Origin of the sequence: Ralstonia pickettii, from assembly GCF_000607165.1 — a bacterium.
GTDB lineage: Bacteria > Pseudomonadota > Gammaproteobacteria > Burkholderiales > Burkholderiaceae > Ralstonia > Ralstonia holmesii.
On the sequence record NZ_JFZG01000003.1, the window covers coordinates 393,246 to 413,405 of the forward strand.

The 20,160-nt window shown below is 63.4% G+C and carries 14 protein-coding genes and 1 tRNA gene; 6 read left to right on the forward strand and 9 right to left on the reverse strand.

Translation table 11 applies throughout. The features are described 5' to 3' along the window. Together BG83_RS0102500 and BG83_RS0102505 are read left to right on the forward strand one after the other, a co-directional pair. Nucleotides 1-1,581, forward strand: a complete 1,581-nt coding sequence (locus tag BG83_RS0102500) for a GMC family oxidoreductase (protein ID WP_024975245.1) — start codon at nt 1-3, stop codon at nt 1,579-1,581. A 165-nt stretch (nt 1,582-1,746) separates the two neighbouring features. Beyond that, the gene (locus BG83_RS0102505) at nt 1,747-3,702 is read left to right on the forward strand and encodes a sigma-54-dependent Fis family transcriptional regulator (RefSeq protein WP_024975246.1); all 1,956 of its coding nucleotides are present in this window, start codon (nt 1,747-1,749) and stop codon (nt 3,700-3,702) included. Nucleotides 3,703-3,854: 152 nt separating this feature from the next. Here BG83_RS0102505 and BG83_RS0102510 read toward each other — a convergent pair. From BG83_RS0102510 to pepN, 3 genes are all read right to left on the reverse strand, one after another. Further along, nucleotides 3,855-3,930 (reverse strand) — tRNA-Thr (locus tag BG83_RS0102510). Between the two features lie 76 nt (nt 3,931-4,006). After that, on the reverse strand, nt 4,007-5,023 hold the full coding sequence (locus BG83_RS0102515; RefSeq protein ID WP_024975247.1) for a class 1 fructose-bisphosphatase: 1,017 nt from the start codon (nt 5,021-5,023) through the stop codon (nt 4,007-4,009). Nucleotides 5,024-5,069: 46 nt separating this feature from the next. Continuing rightward, nucleotides 5,070-7,772, reverse strand: a complete 2,703-nt coding sequence (gene pepN, locus BG83_RS0102520; protein WP_024975248.1) for an aminopeptidase N — start codon at nt 7,770-7,772, stop codon at nt 5,070-5,072. Nucleotides 7,773-7,927: 155 nt separating this feature from the next. On the opposite strand from pepN, the gene BG83_RS0102525 reads away from it, so the two are divergent. Both BG83_RS0102525 and BG83_RS0102530 read left to right on the forward strand, forming a co-directional pair. Beyond that, nucleotides 7,928-8,596 (forward strand): DUF4136 domain-containing protein, encoded by a 669-nt coding sequence (locus tag BG83_RS0102525; protein WP_024975249.1) that lies wholly within the window; start codon nt 7,928-7,930, stop codon nt 8,594-8,596. A gap of 295 nt (nt 8,597-8,891) precedes the next feature. Continuing rightward, complete coding sequence (locus BG83_RS0102530) at nt 8,892-11,213, forward strand: NADP-dependent malic enzyme (protein WP_024975250.1); 2,322 nt, start codon at nt 8,892-8,894, stop codon at nt 11,211-11,213. A 98-nt stretch (nt 11,214-11,311) separates the two neighbouring features. Here the strand turns inward: BG83_RS0102530 and BG83_RS0102535 are convergent, their stop codons facing one another. From BG83_RS0102535 to BG83_RS0102560, 6 genes are all read right to left on the reverse strand, one after another. Then, entirely contained in the window at nt 11,312-12,382 is a 1,071-nt protein-coding gene (locus BG83_RS0102535; protein WP_024975251.1) for a porin, read from the reverse strand. A gap of 151 nt (nt 12,383-12,533) precedes the next feature. Then, on the reverse strand, nt 12,534-13,058 hold the full coding sequence (gene uraD / locus BG83_RS0102540; RefSeq protein ID WP_024975252.1) for a 2-oxo-4-hydroxy-4-carboxy-5-ureidoimidazoline decarboxylase: 525 nt from the start codon (nt 13,056-13,058) through the stop codon (nt 12,534-12,536). Then, nucleotides 13,055-14,017 carry an allantoinase PuuE gene (gene puuE, locus BG83_RS0102545; protein WP_024975253.1) on the reverse strand — a complete coding sequence of 321 codons (963 nt, stop codon included), beginning with the start codon at nt 14,015-14,017 and terminating at the stop codon, nt 13,055-13,057. Before puuE ends, uraD begins: the two co-directional genes overlap by 4 nt. 111 nt (nt 14,018-14,128) lie before the next feature. Continuing rightward, nucleotides 14,129-15,547 carry an 8-oxoguanine deaminase gene (locus tag BG83_RS0102550; RefSeq protein ID WP_024975254.1) on the reverse strand — a complete coding sequence of 473 codons (1,419 nt, stop codon included), beginning with the start codon at nt 15,545-15,547 and terminating at the stop codon, nt 14,129-14,131. Nucleotides 15,548-15,551: 4 nt separating this feature from the next. Then, nucleotides 15,552-16,961 carry a nucleobase:cation symporter-2 family protein gene (locus tag BG83_RS0102555; RefSeq protein ID WP_024975255.1) on the reverse strand — a complete coding sequence of 470 codons (1,410 nt, stop codon included), beginning with the start codon at nt 16,959-16,961 and terminating at the stop codon, nt 15,552-15,554. A gap of 214 nt (nt 16,962-17,175) precedes the next feature. Further along, nucleotides 17,176-17,934, reverse strand: coding sequence for a GntR family transcriptional regulator (locus tag BG83_RS0102560; RefSeq protein ID WP_024975256.1), 759 nt, complete (start codon nt 17,932-17,934; stop codon nt 17,176-17,178). A gap of 377 nt (nt 17,935-18,311) precedes the next feature. Between BG83_RS0102560 and uraH the strand changes: the two genes are divergently transcribed. Both uraH and BG83_RS0102570 read left to right on the forward strand, forming a co-directional pair. Next, the gene (gene uraH, locus BG83_RS0102565) at nt 18,312-18,665 is read left to right on the forward strand and encodes a hydroxyisourate hydrolase (RefSeq protein WP_012762338.1); all 354 of its coding nucleotides are present in this window, start codon (nt 18,312-18,314) and stop codon (nt 18,663-18,665) included. A gap of 17 nt (nt 18,666-18,682) precedes the next feature. Beyond that, nucleotides 18,683-19,927, forward strand: coding sequence for a urate hydroxylase PuuD (locus tag BG83_RS0102570; protein WP_024975257.1), 1,245 nt, complete (start codon nt 18,683-18,685; stop codon nt 19,925-19,927). Nucleotides 19,928-20,160 lie beyond the last annotated feature (233 nt).

Here is a 20,160-nt window from a genome sequence, read left to right on the forward strand (position 1 = left end):
ATGACGGATCAGGCAAAGTTTTCCCTCGACGACGACAGCGTCGTCGTGATCGTCGGCTCGGGCGCGGGCGGCGGCACACTGGCCAACGAGCTGGCGCAGCGCGGCGTCAAATGCGTGGTGTTGGAAGCGGGGAAGCACTACACGCAGGCCGATTTCGAGAACGACGAGTGGGCCATGTTCAACAAGATTTCGTGGCTGGACAAACGCATCTCGGCGGGTGGTTGGCACCACACCAAGACGTATCCGAACCTGCCTGCCTGGATCGTGAAGGGCGTGGGTGGTTCCACGGTGCACTGGTCCGGCGTGGCATTGCGTTTTCAGGAACACGACTTCCACACCAAAACCACTTACGGCGCCATCGACGGGGCTAACGTGCTGGATTGGCCGATCACGCTGTCCGAGCTTGAGCCGTACTACGAACTGGCCGAGAAGAAGATGGGCGTATGCGGCACCAAGGCCAGCGGCTTGCCCCCAATGCCGCCCAACAACCACTACAAGGTGATCGAGGCGGGGGCGAAGAAGGTCGGCTACAAGCACATCGTGCGTCCGGCTGCGTCGAACTCCGAACCGTACGACGGTCGCCCGGGCTGCATGCAGATCGGTTTCTGCATGCAGGGCTGCAAGATCGGCGCGAAATGGTCGACGCTCTACACCGAAGTGCCGCGCGCCCAGGCTACGGGCAATGTCGAACTGCGGCCCGAGTCGATGGTGCTGCAGATCCAGCATGACAAGCAGGGTCGTGCCAATGGTGTGCTCTATGTCGACAACAAGGGCCGCAAGCAACTGCAGAAGGCGCGGGTGGTCTGCGTGGCGGGCAACTCCATCGAATCGCCGCGGCTGCTGCTGAACTCGGCGTCGAGCATGTTCCCCAACGGGCTCGCAAATTCTTCAGGGCAGGTGGGCAAGAACTACATGAACCACGCGACGGCGGCGGCGGTGTCGATCCACAAGAAGCCGGTCTACATGTATCGCGGCTTTGACATCGCGGCGGTGGTGGCCGATGAGGTGCCACTCAACACCAAGCGCGGGTTTGTCGGCGGCTATTACCTCGAAGGCCTGGCCATTCATCTGCCGTACACGGCCGCGTTCATGAAGCCGGGCGGCTGGGGGCGCGATTTCACATCGGCCATGGAGATGTACGACCACATGAGCTGCGTGTGGGTCTGCGGTGAAGATATGGCCCGCGAGCAGAACACCATCACGCTGCACCCCACGGAGAAAGACCAGTACGGTCTGCCCATCCCGATCGTCACCAAGACTTATCACGAAAACGACGAAAAGATTACCGCGCACGGCCTAGTGCAGTGGCGCAAGGTGTCCGAGGCGGTGGGTGCGACACGCGTGATCGACATGCCTGCCTATCCGGCCAGCCACAACATGGGCACCAACCGCATGAGTGCGAAGGCCAGCGACGGCGTAGTCAACCGCTGGGGCCAGGCGCACGACGTGAAAAACCTGTTCATTTCGGACGGCAGTCAGTTCACGTCCAGTTCGGCGGCCAACCCCACGCTCACCATCGTGGCCCTGGCGATCCGGCAGGCCGAATACATTGCCGGGGCATTGAACCGGAGGGAAATCTAAGCCAGCCAATCTCGTTTCCCTTGCGCTGCCGTTACGTTGCCATTACGTTGCGGCAGCCGGGTAAATCGATTAGCGTAGAACCGCATCTGCCCTCGCTCCAATGCCGGCAAAGACCGGCAGCACGGGCTTCGCACCCTTTCAAATGCGGCGGCTAAGGAGACAGTCGTGCAGCAAAAAGCACACCGCGCACATATCGAGCGGCTGCTCGCCTTCTCGCAGCAGCCGGGCGAGGCGCAGGGCGTCATCGAGCGCTCATGGCGGCGCTGCCTGGACGACTACGGTCGCGATCCGAGCCGCCCCACACCCGCTTACATCGTGGAGGCGCAGCGCCTGCGCGAGCACAAGGATCAGATCGAGGATTTCCTGAGCGTCGCGCGTACCGGCATGGAGCAGCTCTATAAGCGTGTCTCGGGCCTCGATTACGTGCTGCTGCTGACCGATGCCTACGGCGTCACGGTCGACTTCATCGGCAACGACAATCTGGATCGCGAACTCAAGCGTTCTGGCCTGTACCTGGGGGCCGATTGGAGTGAGTCGCGCGCCGGTACCTGTGCGGTCGGCACCTGCATCGTCGAGCAGGCCCCTGTGACGTGCCATCAGACCGATCATTTCGACGCATGCCACATCACGCTCACCTGCAACAGCGCGCCGTTGTTTGACCCGACTGGCAACTTCCTGGGCGTGCTCGATGTGTCCGCTCTCAGTGCGCCGGCACCGCGCGAAGGGCAGCATCTCGCGCTGCAGATGACCGCCATGTACGCGCAGAAGATCGAAGACGCGAACTTCCTGCGCTACTTCCGCGACCAGTGGATCTTGCGGCTCGGTTCAACGTGGTCGCTGGTGGATGTGGATAGCGAGATCATGGTCGCCTTCGATGGCAATGGGGTGATTCGCGGGGTCAACAGCGGCGGCCGGCGCAAGCTGCGGCTTGAGAGCGATCCGCACGCCGACGTACGTGGCCATCTGCTGACCGAAGTGTTTCGCGAAAACATGAGCGAGCTGTGGCGCATCGCCCGTGCGGGCACCTCATCCGAGCGCACTGCGATTCGGATGTTCGACCACGGGCTGTATTACGCGACGGGGATCCCGCCACGCGGCGCCCCTGGTAAGCCGTCTATGCCGTCGGCGTCGGCCTCTGCGCCGGCGCTGCCCAGCCCCGAGGCGAGCGCTGCGCTCGAGGCTCTCGGTGCCGACGACCCGCAGATGCAGCGGTTGATCCTGCAGGCCAAGCGCCTGGCCAACAAGCCGCTCAACATCCTGGTGCAAGGCGAGACCGGCACCGGCAAGGAAGTCCTGGCCAAGGCCCTGCATACCGCCAGCGAGCGTCGCAGCAAGGCGTTTGTCGCGGTCAATTGCGCGGCCATTCCTGAATCTCTGATCGAGAGCGAGCTGTTCGGCTACACGCCTGGCACCTTCACCGGCGCCCGCAACAAAGGCATGCGTGGCCTGATTGCCCAGTCGGACGGCGGCACGCTGTTCCTAGACGAAATTGGCGACATGCCGCTCCATCTGCAGAGCCGGCTGTTGCGTGTGCTGTCCGAACGCGAGGTGATGCCGCTGGGCTCCGAAAAACCGATTCCGGTCGACCTGCGCGTGATTGCCGCCTCGCACCGTGATCTGCGCCAGCTGATTGCCGAGCAGCGCTTCCGCGAGGATCTCTACTACCGGCTGTGCGGCGCAACGCTGCACCTGCCGACGCTGCGTGAGCGCTGTGACAAGGACTACCTGATCGCACGTATCGTCGAAGAAGAAGCGCGTCAGCTCGACATGCACGCGAACCTCGCGCCGGCCGCGCTGGCGGTGCTGCGCAGCTACCCGTGGCAGGGCAATGTCCGGCAGTTGCGCAACGTGCTGCGCTTTGCGCTCGCCATGAGCGACGACGGCCTGATCGATGTCGACGCATTGCCGCCGGAGGTTCTCGAAAGCACGATAGACGGTGGGGCGTGCGGGGCTTCAAGCGCCGCCGATGCCGCGCCGGACAACGAGCGGGAAATCCTGCTGGCCGCGCTGCGCCGGAACAAATGGCGCGTCACCCACGTTGCGCACGAGCTTGGCATCGCGCGCGCGACGGTCTATCGGCAGATGGAACGGTTCGGGATTGTTGCGCCGAATCAGCAATAGGTTGGGTGCCCCGGAAACGCCAAGAGCGCTTGTCTCTGGGGTGGGGCGAATCGGTGTCGTTCTGGGGGGAGGGGCGGCGGGTTGGACACCCGTCCGGGAAGCTAGAAATACAAAAAGGGTTACAGGCAGAACCTGTAACCCTTTTTTTATTCTGGTGCCGCTGACCGGAATCGAACTGGTGACCTTCGCATTACGAATGCGCTGCTCTACCGACTGAGCTACAGCGGCGTCGGAAACAGCGATTCTAACAGAACTTTTTGCCGCCCTGCAAGAACCGCCGGAACAACAATCTCACATGGCGTCGTTACGCTGTTTTCTTGGCTTCGAGGTGATATTGCGTGACGCGATCCACCTCGTTCTTTGAACCCAGAACCACCGCCACGCGCTGGTGCAGCTGTTCGGGCTGGATGTCCAGAATGCGTTGCTCGCCGTTGGTGGCCGCGCCGCCGGCCTGTTCCACCAGGAAGGCCATCGGGTTGGCTTCGTACATCAGGCGCAGCTTGCCGGCCTTGCCGGGCTCGCGCTTGTCCCAGGGGTACATGAAGATGCCGCCGCGTGTGAGGATGCGATGCACGTCCGCCACCATCGAGGCGATCCAGCGCATGTTGAAGTCCTTGCCGCGCGGGCCTTCCGTGCCAGCCAGACACTCGTCGATGTAGCGGCGCACGGGCGGGGCCCAATGGCGCATGTTCGACATGTTGATGGCGAATTCCTTCGTGTCGGCCGGAATCTTCACGTCGCGGCTGGTCAGCACGAAGCTGCCAACTTCGCGGTCGAGCGTGAACATGTGCACGCCGTTGCCCACCGTCAATACCAGCGTGGTCTGCGGGCCGTACACAGCGTAGCCCGCGGCGACCTGCTTGGCGCCCGGCTGAAGGAAATCGGCCTCGGTCACGGCTTGGCCGGCCTGGGGCATGTGCAGCACCGAGAAGATCGTGCCGATCGAGACGTTCACGTCGATGTTGGACGAGCCGTCGAGCGGATCGAACAGCAGCAGGTATTCGCCCTTCGGATAACGGTGGGGAATCTCGTAGAACGATTCCATCTCTTCCGAAGCCATGGCAGCCAGGTTGCCGCCGTATTCGTTGGCTTCGAGCAGGACTTCGTTGGCGATCACGTCCAGCTTCTGCTGGGTTTCGCCTTGCACGTTGCCGGTGCCGGCCGAGCCGAGCACGCCGGCCAGCGCGCCCTTGTTGATGCTGTGCGAGATCGCCTTGCAGGCGCGCGCCACGACTTCGAGCAGCAGGCGCAGCTCGGCCGGGATGGTGTTGTGCTCGCGCTGCTCTTCGATCAGGTAGCGGGTGAGGTTGATGCGCTTCATGGGTTCTCCTGAGACGGGCGCGATTTTACGATACAAGCGGTGACATTCAGGCCAACGCCTTGCCGACGATCTCGCGCACATCGCGCGAGAGGCTCGGATGTGCCGCCACGCGCTTGAGCGCGTCCTGCATGGCGTCGCGCAGCGTGGGCACGTACTTGCGCCAGCGGTCCAGCGCACGTGCCAGACGGGCGGAGACCTGCGGGTTGATGGCGTCGAGCGCGAGCACCTGCTCGGCCCAGTAGGCATAGCCGGAACCGTCGGCGGCGTGGAACTGCGCGGGGTTGCCCGAGCAGAAGCTGAAGATCAGTGAGCGCGCGCGGTTCGGATTGCGCAGCGTGAAGGCCGGATGGGCCATCAACGCGCGCACGGTGGCCAGCGTCGGTTTGCCAGCGGCACCTGGCTGCATGGCTTGCAGCGAGAACCACTTGTCGATGACGAGCGCATCGTCGGCAAAGCGCGTGTAGAAATCGGCCAGTGCCGCTTCGCGGCCAGGGGCATAGCTGTTGACCATTGCGGAGAGGGCGCCCATGCGGTCGGTCATGTTGGTGGCGCCGGCATATTGCTGTTCGGCCAGGGCCAGCGCTTCGGGGGCTTCGGTTTCCACCAGATAGCCGAGGGCGATGTTCTTGAGCGCGCGCTTGCCTGCAGACACAGCATCGGGCGAGTAAGCGCCTTCGGTCTGGTTGTCTTGATAGGCACGCAGCAGCTCCGCGTTGAGCTTTTCTGCCAGCGTGCGGCGCAGCGTGCGGCGGGCCGCGTGAATGGCAGCCGGATCGGCCACATCCATGCGCTCGGCCAGATAGCCTTCGGCCGGCAGGATCAGCATCTGCTCGCGGAAGGCCGGATCCAGCGAGGTGTCGGCGACCACGGCACGCAGGGCTTCGACTAGCGCCGGATCAACCACCGGCGCGCGGCCATGCTGGATGTCCGTCACCATGCGCAGCAGTGTGTCGGTGGCCAGGCGCTGGCCGGCTTCCCAGCGGTTGAACGGATCTGAATCGTGCGCGAGTTGGAACGTGAGCTGCTCGGTCGTATAGCCGTATTCAACGATCACCGGCGCCGAGAAATTGCGCAGCAGCGAGGGCAACGGCGCTTCGGCCACATCTTCGAAGACGAAGGTCTGCTTGGTTTCAGTGAAGTCCAGCACGCGCGTGGTCACCGGCGAGGGTGATGCGGCTTCGCCACGCAAACGCAGCGGCAAATCGTGGCCCTGCTTGTCGATCAGCCCGATCGCAAACGGAATGTGGAACGGCTGCTTCTGGATGCCGCTGGTGGTCTCGATGCCGACCGGCTCGCAGCGCTGGCGCAGCGTGAGCGTGTAGGTGTGCGTGGCCGCATCGTGGCGCCCTTCAACGGCCACGACCGGCGTGCCAGCCTGGCTGTACCAGCGGCCAAATTGCGTGAGGTCGCGGCCGTTGGCATCGGCCATGGCAGCGCGGAAGTCGTCGCAGGTGACAGCCTGGCCATCATGGCGCTGGAAGTACAGGTCCATGCCCTTGCGGAAGCCGTCGCGGCCGAGCAGGGTCTGGTACATGCGCACGACTTCGGCGCCTTTTTCATACACCGTGACGGTGTAGAAGTTGTTGATTTCTTCGTAGCTGTCGGGCCGCACCGGGTGGGCCATCGGCCCTGCATCTTCCGGAAACTGCGCCTGGCGCAGCACGCGCACGTCTTCGATGCGCTTGACGGCACGGGCGCTGGCCGCAGCGGCTTCGTTACCGGCGGCCGCGGCCATGTCGGCGGAGAACTCCTGATCGCGGAACACCGTCAGGCCTTCTTTCAGGCTCAGTTGGAACCAGTCGCGGCAAGTGACGCGGTTGCCCGTCCAGTTATGGAAGTATTCGTGGCCGACCACCGATTCGATGTTCGCGAAGTCCACATCGGTTGCGGTCTCGGCATTGGCCAGCACGTACTTCGTGTTGAAGATGTTCAGGCCCTTGTTCTCCATTGCGCCCATGTTGAAGTCGCCCACGGCGACGATCATGAAGCGGTCGAGATCCAGCTCCAGGCCGAAGCGGCGTTCGTCCCAATGAATCGAGTGGATGAGCGAATCCATTGCGTGGCGGGTCTTGCCGAGGTCTTGCGCTTCCACCCACACCTGCAGCAGCTTCTCTTTGCCGCAGGCCGACCGGATGCGTTCTTCAATGCACTCCAGCTTGCCTGCCACCAGGGCAAACAGGTACGACGGCTTTTTGAACGGGTCGTGCCACACGGCTTCATGGCGACCGTCCGGCAGGTCGCGCTCCGACATGAGGTTGCCGTTGGACAGCAGCACCGGGTAGTCCGCTTTCGATGCGCGCAGCGTGACGGTGTAGACCGTCATCACGTCCGGGCGGTCGAGGAAGTAGGTGATCTTGCGAAAGCCCTCGGCCTCGCACTGCGTGAAGAAGTTGCCGTTGGAAACGTACAGGCCCATCAGCGAGGAGTTCGCTGCGGGATTGCAGTAGGTGGTGAGTTCCAGCGTGAAGCTGGTGCCAACATCGGCCGGTACGGCATCGATGGTGAGCGTGTCGCCGGAGGCTTGCAAGCCGGACAGCGCTTTGCCGTCGACGGTTGCGCCCGCCAGTTCCAGTCCTTCACCCACCAGCACGAGGGGCTTGCCGGCGTCCGTGCGCGTCATGCGCAAGCGGTTGACGACGCGGGTGCGCTCGGGCACGAGATCGATCTCCAGGGCCACTTCGTCAATGCGGAAAGCGGGCGCGGTGTAGTCCTTGCGGTAAATCGTGACGGCGGTATCGGTGCGCAACATCGGTAACATCCTCGTAGCGGTACGCAAAAGGCCATTGTACTCAGGCCCTTGGCGGGAATCTTCCGCGCGGGGCGTCACTCTGAGTAACAGAGCGCGCGCAGCCCCGCTTCCGGGGCCCGCGACCATCTGTCTGATTGAGAGTAGGGGGATTTTCTATGTGGAAATGGATCAAGACATCGGGCGTCTGGCCGATGGCCGGCGCGCTGATGGCGGCCAGCCTGCTGGCGGGCTGCGCGAGCACCGTCACGAGCCAGGTGACGGCGTTCCGGCAACCCGGCTGGACCGACCACCCGCCGCGCACCTATGCCTTCGAGCACACTGCAGCGCAGCAAAATGATCTCGAACGCCAGACCTACGAGGCCTGGACATCAGACCAATTGGCCGCCCACGGCTTTACCAGCGTGCCGCGTGCCAGCGCACGCTATCTGGTTCGCCTGGACTACTCGACCGCCACGCAGCTCGTGCAGGTGCGCCAGCCTGTGTACCCGGATCCGTATTGGGGCCCAGGGCCCTGGGGGCCATGGCGCAGTCCTTGGGGGCCCTGGGGTCCGTGGGGGCCGCAATACGTGGATACCAACGTGCAGGTGCCGTTCTATGCCTATCACGTGGAAATTGACGAGGCAGCCACCGGCAAGCGCGTGTATCAGGTGACGGCGCAAACGCAGGGTGGGGATGGATCGCTGACGGCTGTGATGCCCTATCTGGTACGCAGCGCATTTGCCAATTTTCCGGCGCCGAACGCGCAGCCCATCCTCGTAGAGCTGCCCATTGATCCATCGGTGAAACCGGCGGCGAAACCCGCATCCGGGCCGGCACCCAAGTAGTGCGCCAGGGTGGGTTTTGGCCGGCGGTCTACGTTAGAATGCATGACCTAATCTGTAGGCCGCCAGCCGTATCCCGCTTGAGCGTTGTCACTTCATCCCGTCCCGCGCCGACCGCCACCCCTGGCCGGCGCTGCCTCCGCCCCGTCGCTACCCTCCTGACGGTGCTCCACAACGCGTGCGGCCTCGCTCCCGGTTTCCCTCTGTTCCCACTGTTTTTCGCCACTTCGTCTCAGGGAGTTTCCGCCTGAGCGCACGGGCGCCTCATCTGCGGAACTCTCCATCAGGATTCATTGCTATGAACGACAAGCTTCACGACGCCTCGCCGGATTCCCAAGACCAAGGCGCCGAGGCCGAGCTGCGCCGCGCCGCGTTTGAATATCACCGCGCTCCGACGCGCGGCAAGATTGAGGTGCGCCCGACCAAGGCGCTGATCAACCAGCGCGACCTGTCGCTGGCGTATTCGCCGGGCGTGGCGTATCCGTGTACGGCCATTGAACAAGACCCGTCGCTGGCGGCGGAATACACCTCGCGCGGCAACCTCGTCGGCGTGATCACCAACGGCACCGCGGTGCTGGGCCTGGGCGACATCGGGCCGCTGGCCAGCAAGCCGGTAATGGAAGGCAAGGGCTGCCTGTTCAAGAAATTTGCCGGCGTCGATGTGTTCGATATCGAACTGGCCGAACGCGATCCGGACAAGCTGGTCGACATCATTGCCTCGCTGGAGCCGACGCTGGGCGGGATCAACCTTGAAGACATCAAGGCGCCGGAGTGCTTCTACATCGAGCAGAAGCTGCGTGACCGCCTGAACATTCCCGTTTTTCACGATGACCAGCACGGCACGGCGATCATCTCGTCGGCGGCGCTGCTCAACGGCCTGAAGGTTGTCGGCAAGGACATCGGCAGCGTAAAGGTGGCCGTGTCGGGCGCGGGTGCCGCGGCCATCGCCTGCCTGGACGTGATGGTGGGCCTGGGCGTCAAGCGCGAGAACGTCTACGTGGTCGATTCGAAGGGCGTGATCTACGTCGGCCGCGACGCCAAGATGGAGCCGAACAAGGCGCGCTACGCGCAAGACACGTCGGCCCGTACGCTGGCCGACATCGTTCGCGATGCAGACGTGTTCCTGGGCTGCTCGGCCGCCGGCGTGCTGACTGCCGACATGGTCAAGACCATGGCTCCGAAGCCCATCATTTTGGCGCTGGCCAACCCCGAGCCGGAAATCCGCCCGGAAGTGGCCAAGGCCGCGCGCCCGGACTGCATTATCGCTACGGGCCGTTCGGATTACCCGAACCAGGTCAACAACGTGCTGTGCTTCCCGTACATCTTCCGTGGTGCGCTCGACTGTGGCGCCACCAAGATCACGGAAGAGATGAAGCTGGCATGCGTGAAGGCCATTGCTGAGCTGACGGAAGCCGAAACGAACGATGCGGTAGCCCAGGCTTACGCGGGCCAGGACCTGACCTTCGGCCCGGATTACATCATCCCGAAGCCGTTCGATTCGCGTCTGATCGAGAAGATCGCGCCGGCCGTCGCAAAGGCCGCGGAAGAGTCCGGCGTGGCTACGCGCCCGATCAAGGATCTGGATGCCTATCGCGCCCAGCTGAGCGACTTCGTGTACCACACCGGCCTGACCATGCGCCCGGTGTTCTCGGCTGCCAAGGCCAACCCGAAGCGCGTCGTGTACGCCGAAGGTGAAGAAGAGCGCGTGCTGCGCGCCGTGCAGACGGTGGTGGACGAAGGCTTGGCCAAGCCGATCCTGATCGGCCGTCCGCACGTGATTGAAATGCGTATCCAGAAGGCGGGCTTGCGTCTGAAGCCGGGCGTGCACTTCGAACTGGTGGACCCGGAAGACGACCGCCGCTATCACCAGTACCACACCGCTTACCACGAGCTGATGGGCCGCAACGGCGTGACGCCGGACATGGCGAAGTCGGCGCTGCGCCGTTCGAACACGCTGATCGGTGCACTGCTGGTGCGTCTGGGTGATGCCGATGCGCTGCTGTGCGGCACGGTTGGCCGCTTTGATGCCCACCTGGAACACGTGCGCGACGTGATCGGCCTGGCCCCGAACGCCAAGGTGTTCGCGGCCATGAACGGCCTGATGCTGGAGAAGCACACGCTGTTCATCACCGACACGTTCGTCAACGAGATGCCGAGCGCGGAAGAGCTGGCCGACATCACCAAGCTGGCAGCAGAAGAGGTGCGCCGTTTCGGCCAGGAGCCGAAGGTGGCGATGCTGTCGCACTCGATGTTCGGGTCGTCGAAGAACGCATCGGCTCGCCGCATGCGCGCTGCGTATGACCTGCTGAAGACCGAAGCGCCGGATCTGCAGGTGGAAGGCGAGATCCAGGGTGACGCGGCGTTGTCGGAAGACATTCGCCACCACTTCCTGCCGAAGAGCGCCTTCTCGGGCAGCGCAAACCTGCTGGTGATGCCGTCGCTCGATGCTGCCAACATCGCGTTCAACCTGCTCAAGATCACGGGCGGGCAGGGCGTGACGGTCGGCCCGATCCTGCTGGGCGCCGCCAAGCCGGTGCACATTCTGAACCCGTCGGCCACATCGCGTCGCATCGTCAACATGACGGCGCTGGCTGTGGCGGATGTGTCGGCTACGCGTTGATCGGTTGATCCGACCATTGGGCCGCTGAACGTTGGCGGTCCAAAAGAAAACGGCGCCTGGGGAAAGTCCAGGCGCCGTTTTTCTTTGCTGCCGACTACTTAGAACTTCGCGCGGATGCCCACGCCGAAGGTGTCTGCCGAGCTGAGGTTCGTTACCTTGTCGCGCATGTACGCGGCGTACACATCGGTGCGCTTGGACAGCGAGTAGTCGTAGCCGACTGCCCACGTGTTGCGCTTCACGTCAGCCGCACCCGAGGTCTTCGTGTACGCGTACGACGCCAGGATGCTACCCGGGCCCACCGGCACCGACACGCCCAGTTGGCCACCGTTGCTCTTCGCATCGCCCGTGCTGATGGCGTTCTTGATGTACTGGTATTGGCCGTACACCTTGGCCACGCCAAAGTCGTACGTGGCACCCAACTGCGCGGCCGTCTGGCGCGAGAAGCCTGCCACCAGCGCGTTCAGGTCACCCGGAGCGGAGTCGAAGCGCACTTGCTGGAAGGCTGCCGTGGCCGCGAAGTTGCCATGGAAGTACAGGAAGTTGCCGCCCCACTTGTTCTGGCCGTTGTGGCCGGCTTGCTCGCCCGCGCCGTAGATGAAGTTGGCGGTCAGACCGTTGAAGTCCGGCGTCGAGTACATGATCGAGTTGTTCCAGCCCGAATCACCCACCAGACCCGAGATGCCGCCAGGGCCGCTCAGGCCGTTGCCGAGGTACGTGTGGAACACCATCGGCGAGAACGTGTAAGAATCGATGAACGGGTTGAACAGGATCGTCGAGACAAAGTACGGCGGCGTCAGGCGGCCGAGCTTGATCGAGCCCCAGGTATTCGATTGCAGGCCCACGAACGAGTTGCGGGCGAAGAACGTATCGCCGTCAAAACGGCCGGACTTGCCGGTGTCCGGGCGGAAGAATGCTTCCAGCGTGAAGATGGCCTTCAGGCCGTTGCCCAGATCTTCGCTGCCCTTCATGCCCCAGTACGACGTCGACATACCGCCCGAGTTGACGCCCCAGGCGCGATCCGATGCGCCCAGGCTCTTGGTGGCGCCCGCCCAGGCATCCACCTGGCCGTACAACGTGACGGACGATTGCGCTTGCGCACCGGCACTTGCTGCCCCCAGTGCCGATGCCACTGCCAGCGCGGCCACGCCACGCTTGAATTTCGACTGCATTGCTACCTCCTTTGTTGTTGAAGATCACTGCGGGTTGCGCCGCATTCTTTGATGCGGTCACAGGCCGGCTGGTCAGGCTCCATGCCGATCGGTGTCCCATGCCCCATGACACCGCGCCCACAGCGTTGTTTTTGCTGATGAACCTGAAAAATCAGTTTGCTGCGATCAAATCGGTCAGGCGGAAGCCCGCGATGCGATGAATCTGTTCGAGCGACGTACGCAGCTCGGTATCGCGGTCGTTCTCAACGCGCTTGCTGAAGTTCTCGATGATTCCGTGGCGGTCATAGCCGCGCACTGCCAGGATGTATGGGAAGCCGAATTTCTCGTTGTACTGGGCGTTGAGCGCCTGCAGGCGCGCAAACTCTTCCGGCGTGCACAGGTTCAAGCCCGCGCCGCTTTGTTCGCGCGTCGACTCGGCGGTCAGTTCACCGCGCACGGCAGCCTTGCCGGCCAGCTCCGGGTGGGCGCGCACGAGCTTGAGCTGAGGCTCAATGCCTGCGGTATCCACGGCATTGCGCATGGCGGCTGCGAGTGCCTCGGCCGAAGCAAACGGGCGCTGCGTGGCGGCCTGTTCAGCAACCCACGGCGAGTGCTCGTAGATGCCACCCAGGACTTGCACGAACTGCGGTGCGTCCATGCCGTTGAGTTGCGAGAGGGTGTAGGTGGTCTGGCTCATGCTGCGGTGCTCAAAACGGGTTGCTTTTCATACGGATGGTTCTGGATCCAGTGTTGCGCGATGTCGATGCGCCGGCAGATCCACACCTTGTCGTGCGATTGCACGTAGTCAAGGAAACGCTGCAGCGCACGGAAACGCCCCGGGCGGCCCAGCAGACGGCAGTGCATGCCGATCGAGAGCATCTTCGGCTGTGCGAGCCCGTTGGGATCGCCTTCTTCGTACAGCACGTCGAAGGCGTCCTTCAGGTACTGGTAGAAGTGGTCTGCCGTGTTGAAGCCTTGCGGGCTGGCGAAGCGCATGTCGTTGGTGTCCAGCGTGTACGGCACCACCAGGTGCGGCTTGCTCTCGCCCGACGAGGTCTGCACTTCGGTCCAGAAGGGCAGGTCGTCACCGTAGTAGTCGGCGTCGTAGGCGAAGCCGCCGTGCTCGACCACTAGGCGGCGCGTGTTGGGGCTGTCGCGGCCGGTGTACCAGCCAAGCGGCGCATTGCCGGTCAGCTCGCGGATGATCTCGACGCCGATGCGCATGTGCTCGCGCTCGGTGGCTTCGTCGATGTTCTGATAGTGGATCCAGCGCCAGCCGTGGCAGGCGATTTCGTGGCCCAGGTCAACGAAGGCTTGGGTCAGGTCCGGATGGCGCTGCAGGGCCATCGACACACCGAAGATCGTCAGCGGCAGGCCGCGCTTTTCAAACTCGCGCAGGATGCGCCAAACGCCTGCACGCGAGCCGTATTCGTAGATGCCCTCCATGCTCATGTGGCGGTCCGGGTAGGCCGCAGCGCCAATGATCTCAGAGAGGAACTGCTCGGAGCCGGCGTCGCCGTGCAAGACGCAGTTTTCACCGCCCTCTTCGTAGTTGAGGACGAACTGCAGTGCTACGCGCGCGCCGCCCGGCCAATTGGCGTTGGGCGGGTTCTTGCCGTAACCGATGAGATCGCGCGGATAGTTATTGTTTGTCATGGTTTTTTCATGTCGAGGAGACTTCATACAACACCGGCCAGACAGTGGAATGCGGCTTTCCAAATTCACGACATCACAGCGGCGTCATGAACAAGACAAAGCGCCATCGCGTCAGGCCGGAACTGCCCGGGCAGCCTGCGCCAGTTCCAGCGCGAGCCTCCGGTGAACCGTGAGATGGGCGTCGAGCTCAAGCGTGGTCAGGCGGCCGTCTTCGATGACCACACGCCCGTTGATCACGCTGTGCGCCACATTGGATGGGGCGCAGAACACCAGCGCCGCGACCGGGTCGTGGTCGGCGCCGGCAAAACCGACTTGGTGACGATCGAAGCTGACAAAGTCGGCCGACATACCGGGGGCGAGCGCGCCGATGTCGTCGCGGTTGAGCACGCGTGCGCCGCCAAGCGTGGCGATCTCCAGCGCCTCGCGCGCGCTCATCGCGGCGGGGCCAAAGCCGACACGCGCGAGCAGCATGGCCTGGCGTGTTTCGCCGAGCATGTGCGCTCCATCGTTCGATGCACTGCCATCCACGCCCAGGCCGACCGGCACGCCGGCATCGCGCATGGTGCGAATGGGGGCGATGCCCGAAGCCAGCCGCATGTTCGAGCACGGGCAATGCGCGACGCCGGTGCCGGTGCGAGCGAATACGTCGATGCCGTGCGCGTCGAGCTTCACGCAGTGCGCATGCCAGACGTCGCGGCCGACCCAGCCGAGGTCTTCCGCGTACTCGGCCGGCGTCATGCCGAACTTCTCGCGCGAATATGCGATGTCGTTGTCGTTCTCAGCCAGGTGGGTGTGCATCGACACGCCGTAGCTGCGTGCGAGCTTGGCCGATTCGCGCATCAGGTCGCGCGAGACGGAGAAAGGTGAGCACGGTGCCACCACCACACGCAACATCGAATGGCGATCGGCGTTGTGCCAGGTTTCGATCAGGCGCTGCGTTTCCTTCAGGATGGCCTCTTCGCCTTCGACCACGCGGTCCGGCGGCAAGCCGCCCTGGCTGCGGCCGACGCTCATGCTGCCGCGGGCTGCGTGAAAGCGCATGCCGATCTGTTGCGCGGCTTCGATCGAATCATCCAGCCGACTGCCGTTCGGATACAGATACAGATGGTCGCTGGAGGTCGTGCAACCCGAGAGCAGCAGTTCCGCCATCGCCGTGAGTGTGGACACACGCACCATCTCGGGCGTGAGGCCTGCCCATACCGGATACAGGTTCGTCAGCCAGCCGAACAGTTCCGCGTCCTGCGCGGCGGGAAGGGCGCGCGTCAGGCTCTGATACATGTGATGGTGCGTGTTGACGAAGCCCGGTGTGACCACGTGGTCGCGCAACTCCATCACGCGCACGTTGGGCTGACCGATGGCCTCGCGATACTGCGACGGCAGATCCGCCGTGGCGCCGACCCATTCGATCACGCCACCGCGCGCAACCAGGGCGCCGTCCGGGATCTCGCGGCGTTGCGCATCCATGGTGACCAGCACGTCGGCATGACGGGCGATCAGAAGCGGGTCGTTGTGCGCGACAGTGGCGTTCATGCAATTACTCCGTGCCGTGGGTGTTGGCAGCAGCGTCGCGCATTGCGTGCTCCGCCGACTGCATGCCGTTGTAGTAAAGGTTCAGGATGACCGCGACCAGCGTGCCGAGCACGATGCCGCTGTGCGTGACCGGCTCCAGCCAATGCGGCAGGTACTGGAAGAAGGTCGGTGCCAACGTCGGGATCATGCCGAAGCCGATCGAGATCGCCACGATGAACAGGTTGTGGCGGTACTTGTTGAAATCGATCGAACCGAGAATGCGCACGCCCGTGGCGGCCACCATGCCGAACATCACGATGCCCGCGCCACCGAGTACGAACGAGGGCACAGACGCCACGATGTGCGCCATCTTCGGGAACAGGCCCATCGCGATCAGGATCAGGCCGCCCATGGCTGCCACGAAGCGCGAACGCACACCCGTGACCGTCACCAGCCCCACGTTCTGCGAGAACGAGGTGTACGGGAACGTGTTGAACAGGCCGCCGATCACGGTGCCCAGACCGTCGGCGCGCAGGCCGCGGGTGAGGTCATCGGTGGAGAGCTTCTTGCCGGTGATTTCCGCCAGCGCGAGGAACATGCCGGTCGATTCCACCAGCGTGATCAGCATCACGATGCACATCGAAGCGATGGCGCCGAAGTGGAAGGTGGGCATGCCGAAATGCAGCGGCGTGATCACGGCCACCCAGTTGGCCTCTGTGATGCCGGCAAAGCTGACCTTGCCGAACGCCATGGCGATGAACGTGCCGATCACGATGCCCAGCAGCACGGCGATGTTGCCGATCAGGCCACGGCCGTACTTCGTCAGCAACAGGATGATGACGAGCACTGCCAGTGCAATGCCCAGGCCGCTCAGATCACCGTAGGCCGGGTTGGGCACGGTCTTGAGCACGCCGTCGACCATGGCCTTCATGGTCGGCTGGCCGCCAGCAGCCCAGTTGATCCCCACGCCCATCAGCGACATGCCGATCAGCGTGATGACGGTGCCCGTCACGACCGGCGGGAAGAGCCCAAGCACCCGCCCCATGAGCGGCGCGACGATGATGCCGAACAACCCCGCCGCAATCACCGCGCCGTAGATGCCCAGCAGGCCGATGCTGGGGTCTGTGCCGATGGCGATCATCGGCCCCACCGAAGCGAAGGTCACGCCCATCATGACCGGCATGCGAATACCGAACTTCCACACACCGAAGGCCTGGATGAGTGTGGCAAGGCCGGCGGCAAAAAGATCTGCGTTGATCAGGAAAGCGAGCTGTTCCTTGGGCAGATGCAGTGCACCGCCCACAATTAAAGGCACTGCCACGGTGCCTGCATACATCACCAATACATGTTGAAGGCCCAATGCGAGCAGGCGTCCGTACGCCACGCGCTCATTGGTCAGGTCCGCCGTGGGGGCGGCGATGGTGCTGCTTGCCATAAAGGTCTCCTTTGGGTGGTAAGCCGGACGGCGTCCAGCTTTGAGCCTGCCCACGTTCCTGCTGCGTGCTTCGGGCTTGCCTGGTGACACTCGCCGTACTCGTGCAGGGCTGTGTTTCCGGGGCCAACCTTGGGCTGATTGCTGCGGATCGTGAACAGGTTCTTGGGCGGCCGGCCTCTGTCGTGCCGGCTCGCCCTATACAGCTAAACCGGTCCTAGACTTTGTCCTTCCCGCCGCGCGGGCCCAATACCGAACGCAGATCGAAATCAGCGGGCGCTTCGGGGCGCACGCGATCGGCGCAACATTGCAAGTGCTGGGCCATGTGGGCCTGTGCAGTGCTGGCGTCGCCACGCTCCAGGGCATTGAGGATGTCGAGGTGTTCGTCGAACGAGCAGGCGTTGTTGCCCGGGGCCTCGACGCTGGCGATCATCAGCGTGGTGCGCGACACCAGCCGGCGCATCATTTCGACCACCAGCGGGTTGCCCGACTGCTCGGCCAGCGCCACGTGAAACTCTGCAGACAGGCGAATCCAGCGAGGACGATCGTGCGTAACAAACGCCTGGCGTTCCTGCTTGACGAGTTCCATCAGGGGTGCGATGGCCGCCTTGGGGTTGCTGCTATGGCCAACCTTGTCGAGCACCGCGCGCTCCAGGATCTGGCGCAGCTCGAACATGGCATGGGCTTCGTCAATGGAGGGCGCCGCGATGAACGCGCCGCGGTTCGGCTCCAGGTCGACCAGACCGTCGGCGGCCAGTTGGGAGAAGACCTTGCGCACCGTATGACGGGCGGTGGCATAGATTTCGCAAAGCGCATGCTCCGTCAGCTTCGTGCGCGGGGGCAGGCGGTGTTCCATGATCGCGTCGTAGATCTCGTGATACATCCGTTCTTCGACCGACATGCGTGTTGCCCCCGATGTCTTGGCGCCCGACTTCGACGCCACTTCCGTGGAGACCAGCTTGAGATTCTTGGACATGGCAGACCTGCCTTTCATTAGTGCGCCGCGGCATAGACCACTGCGAAAACCTGTTGACAATTATTCATAGCCGCCTTCAATATTGTCAACAAAATGCGTTCGGGAATCCGACAAACTAGGGAAATCCCTGTTTCGAGCCAGGTCTAGGGACACGGCAGAGATAAGGCGTCGGACCCAGAACGAGCGACGGCTTTGCCGGTTTGGCATGCTCCTCCCCACATGGGTGGCAGGCGTAAACCGGCTGGACGCGCGCCGGGATGCGTGCATAGCACGTACCGAGCGGGCCCCGACGCCAGCCCTTGCCACACAAGGGTCTGGCGCGAGGTGCAAGTGGAGGCAGCGGCGCTTCTGAAAATTCAAACTACAGAGGAAGACAAATGGGACGCTTGACCACCCATGTGCTCGACACCGCCGCAGGCACGCCAGGTCAAAACCTGGCGATTGCACTGTTCAAAATTGTCGACAATCAGCGGCAACCGATCAAATCGGTCCGCACCAATCATGATGGCCGTTGCGATGCGCCGCTGCTCGAAGGCGACGCGCTGCAGGCTGGCGTGTATGAACTGGACTTCGGCGTGGGCGAGTACTACCGCGCCGCCGGCGTCAAACTCCCCGAGCCCGCGTTCCTGGACGTGGTGACGCTGCGCTTTGGCGTGGCCGATACCAGCGCGCACTACCACGTGCCGCTGCTGGTGTCGCCGTGGTCGTATTCGACCTATCGCGGCAGCTAACAGGGCAGGGAGTCATCATGGAAGGCTATATCCTCGACTGGGCCAACTTGCTCTTGCGTTGGCTGCACGTGATCGTCGCGATCGCGTGGATCGGTTCGTCGTTCTACTTCGTCTGGCTCGATAACAGCCTGACCAAGCCCATCGCACCGGATCTGAAGGACAAGGGGGTCGACGGTGAACTGTGGGCCGTGCACGGCGGCGGGTTCTACAACCCGCAGAAGTACCTGCTGGCACCGAAGCAACTGCCCGACCATCTGCACTGGTTCTACTGGGAGTCGTACTCGACCTGGATGTCGGGCTTCGCCCTGTTGACGGTGGTGTACTTGTTCAACGCCAACGTCTACATGATCGATCGCAGCGTGTTCGACATGACGGCGACAACGGCCGTGCTGCTGGCGCTGGGTTTCCTGGTGGTCGGCTGGCTGGTGTACGACACGATCTGCCGCGTGTTCGGCAAGAACGACCGCGTGGTGGGCATTCTGGTGGCCATCTATGTGGTGATCGCGGCGTTTGCGGCGTGCCACCTGTTCTCGGGCCGTGCAGCGTTCCTGCTGATCGGCGCGATGATCGCGACCATCATGAGCGCCAACGTGTTCTTCTGGATCATCCCGGGGCAACGCAAGGTGGTCGCTTCGCTCAAGGCTGGCGAGAAACCGGACCCGATCCACGGCAAGCGCGGCAAGCAGCGCAGCGTGCACAACACGTACTTCACGCTGCCCGTGCTGTTCGCGATGCTGTCGAACCACTACAGCATGACGTACGCCGCCAAGTACAACTGGGCTGTGCTGGTCCTGATCATGCTGGCTGGCGTGCTGATCCGTCAGTTCTTCATCCTGAAGCACAAGGGCGTGATCAACTGGGGCTATCCGGCAGCAGGCGTAGCGGTGCTGGTGGGTGTGGCGGTTTGGCTGGCTCCGGTGCCCCGTCCGGCCGTTGCGGCCACGGAAAGCGCTCCGGCCGCAACGGCGCAAGGCGTTGCGGTTGCTGCCACCGCGGCATCCGGCGGCTCTGACTTCGCCAAAGTACAGGCAGTCGTTACCGCACGGTGCTACCAATGTCACTCGGCTCATCCTACCCTGATGCCTTCGCCGGCTAAGGGCGTGTTGCTCGATACGCCGGAAGAACTGGGCAAGCATGCGCAGCTCGTCTACCAGCAGGTCGTGCAGCAGAAGCTGATGCCGCTGGGCAATGTGACGCAGATCACCGACGACGAGCGCACGATTATCGCCAAGTGGTTCGAAGGCGGCGCCAAGACGAACTGAGGCGCACGCTGATCAACAACAGAAAGGTTTATCGGAGCATGCCATTCGTTCCCTAGCGGGTGGCATGACCGGTGAGGGTTGAACGGGGCTACGGCCCCGTTTTTTTTGCTAAACATCAGCGGCGATGTGCTCCGCGTCGCCCGATTTCGGCTCGGTGATACAAGCCTTGGGGCGTTGGAGGGAGCACTGGCGGGCGCCCTCCAAGCGGGCTGCGAAGCGTAAGCAAGCTCTGA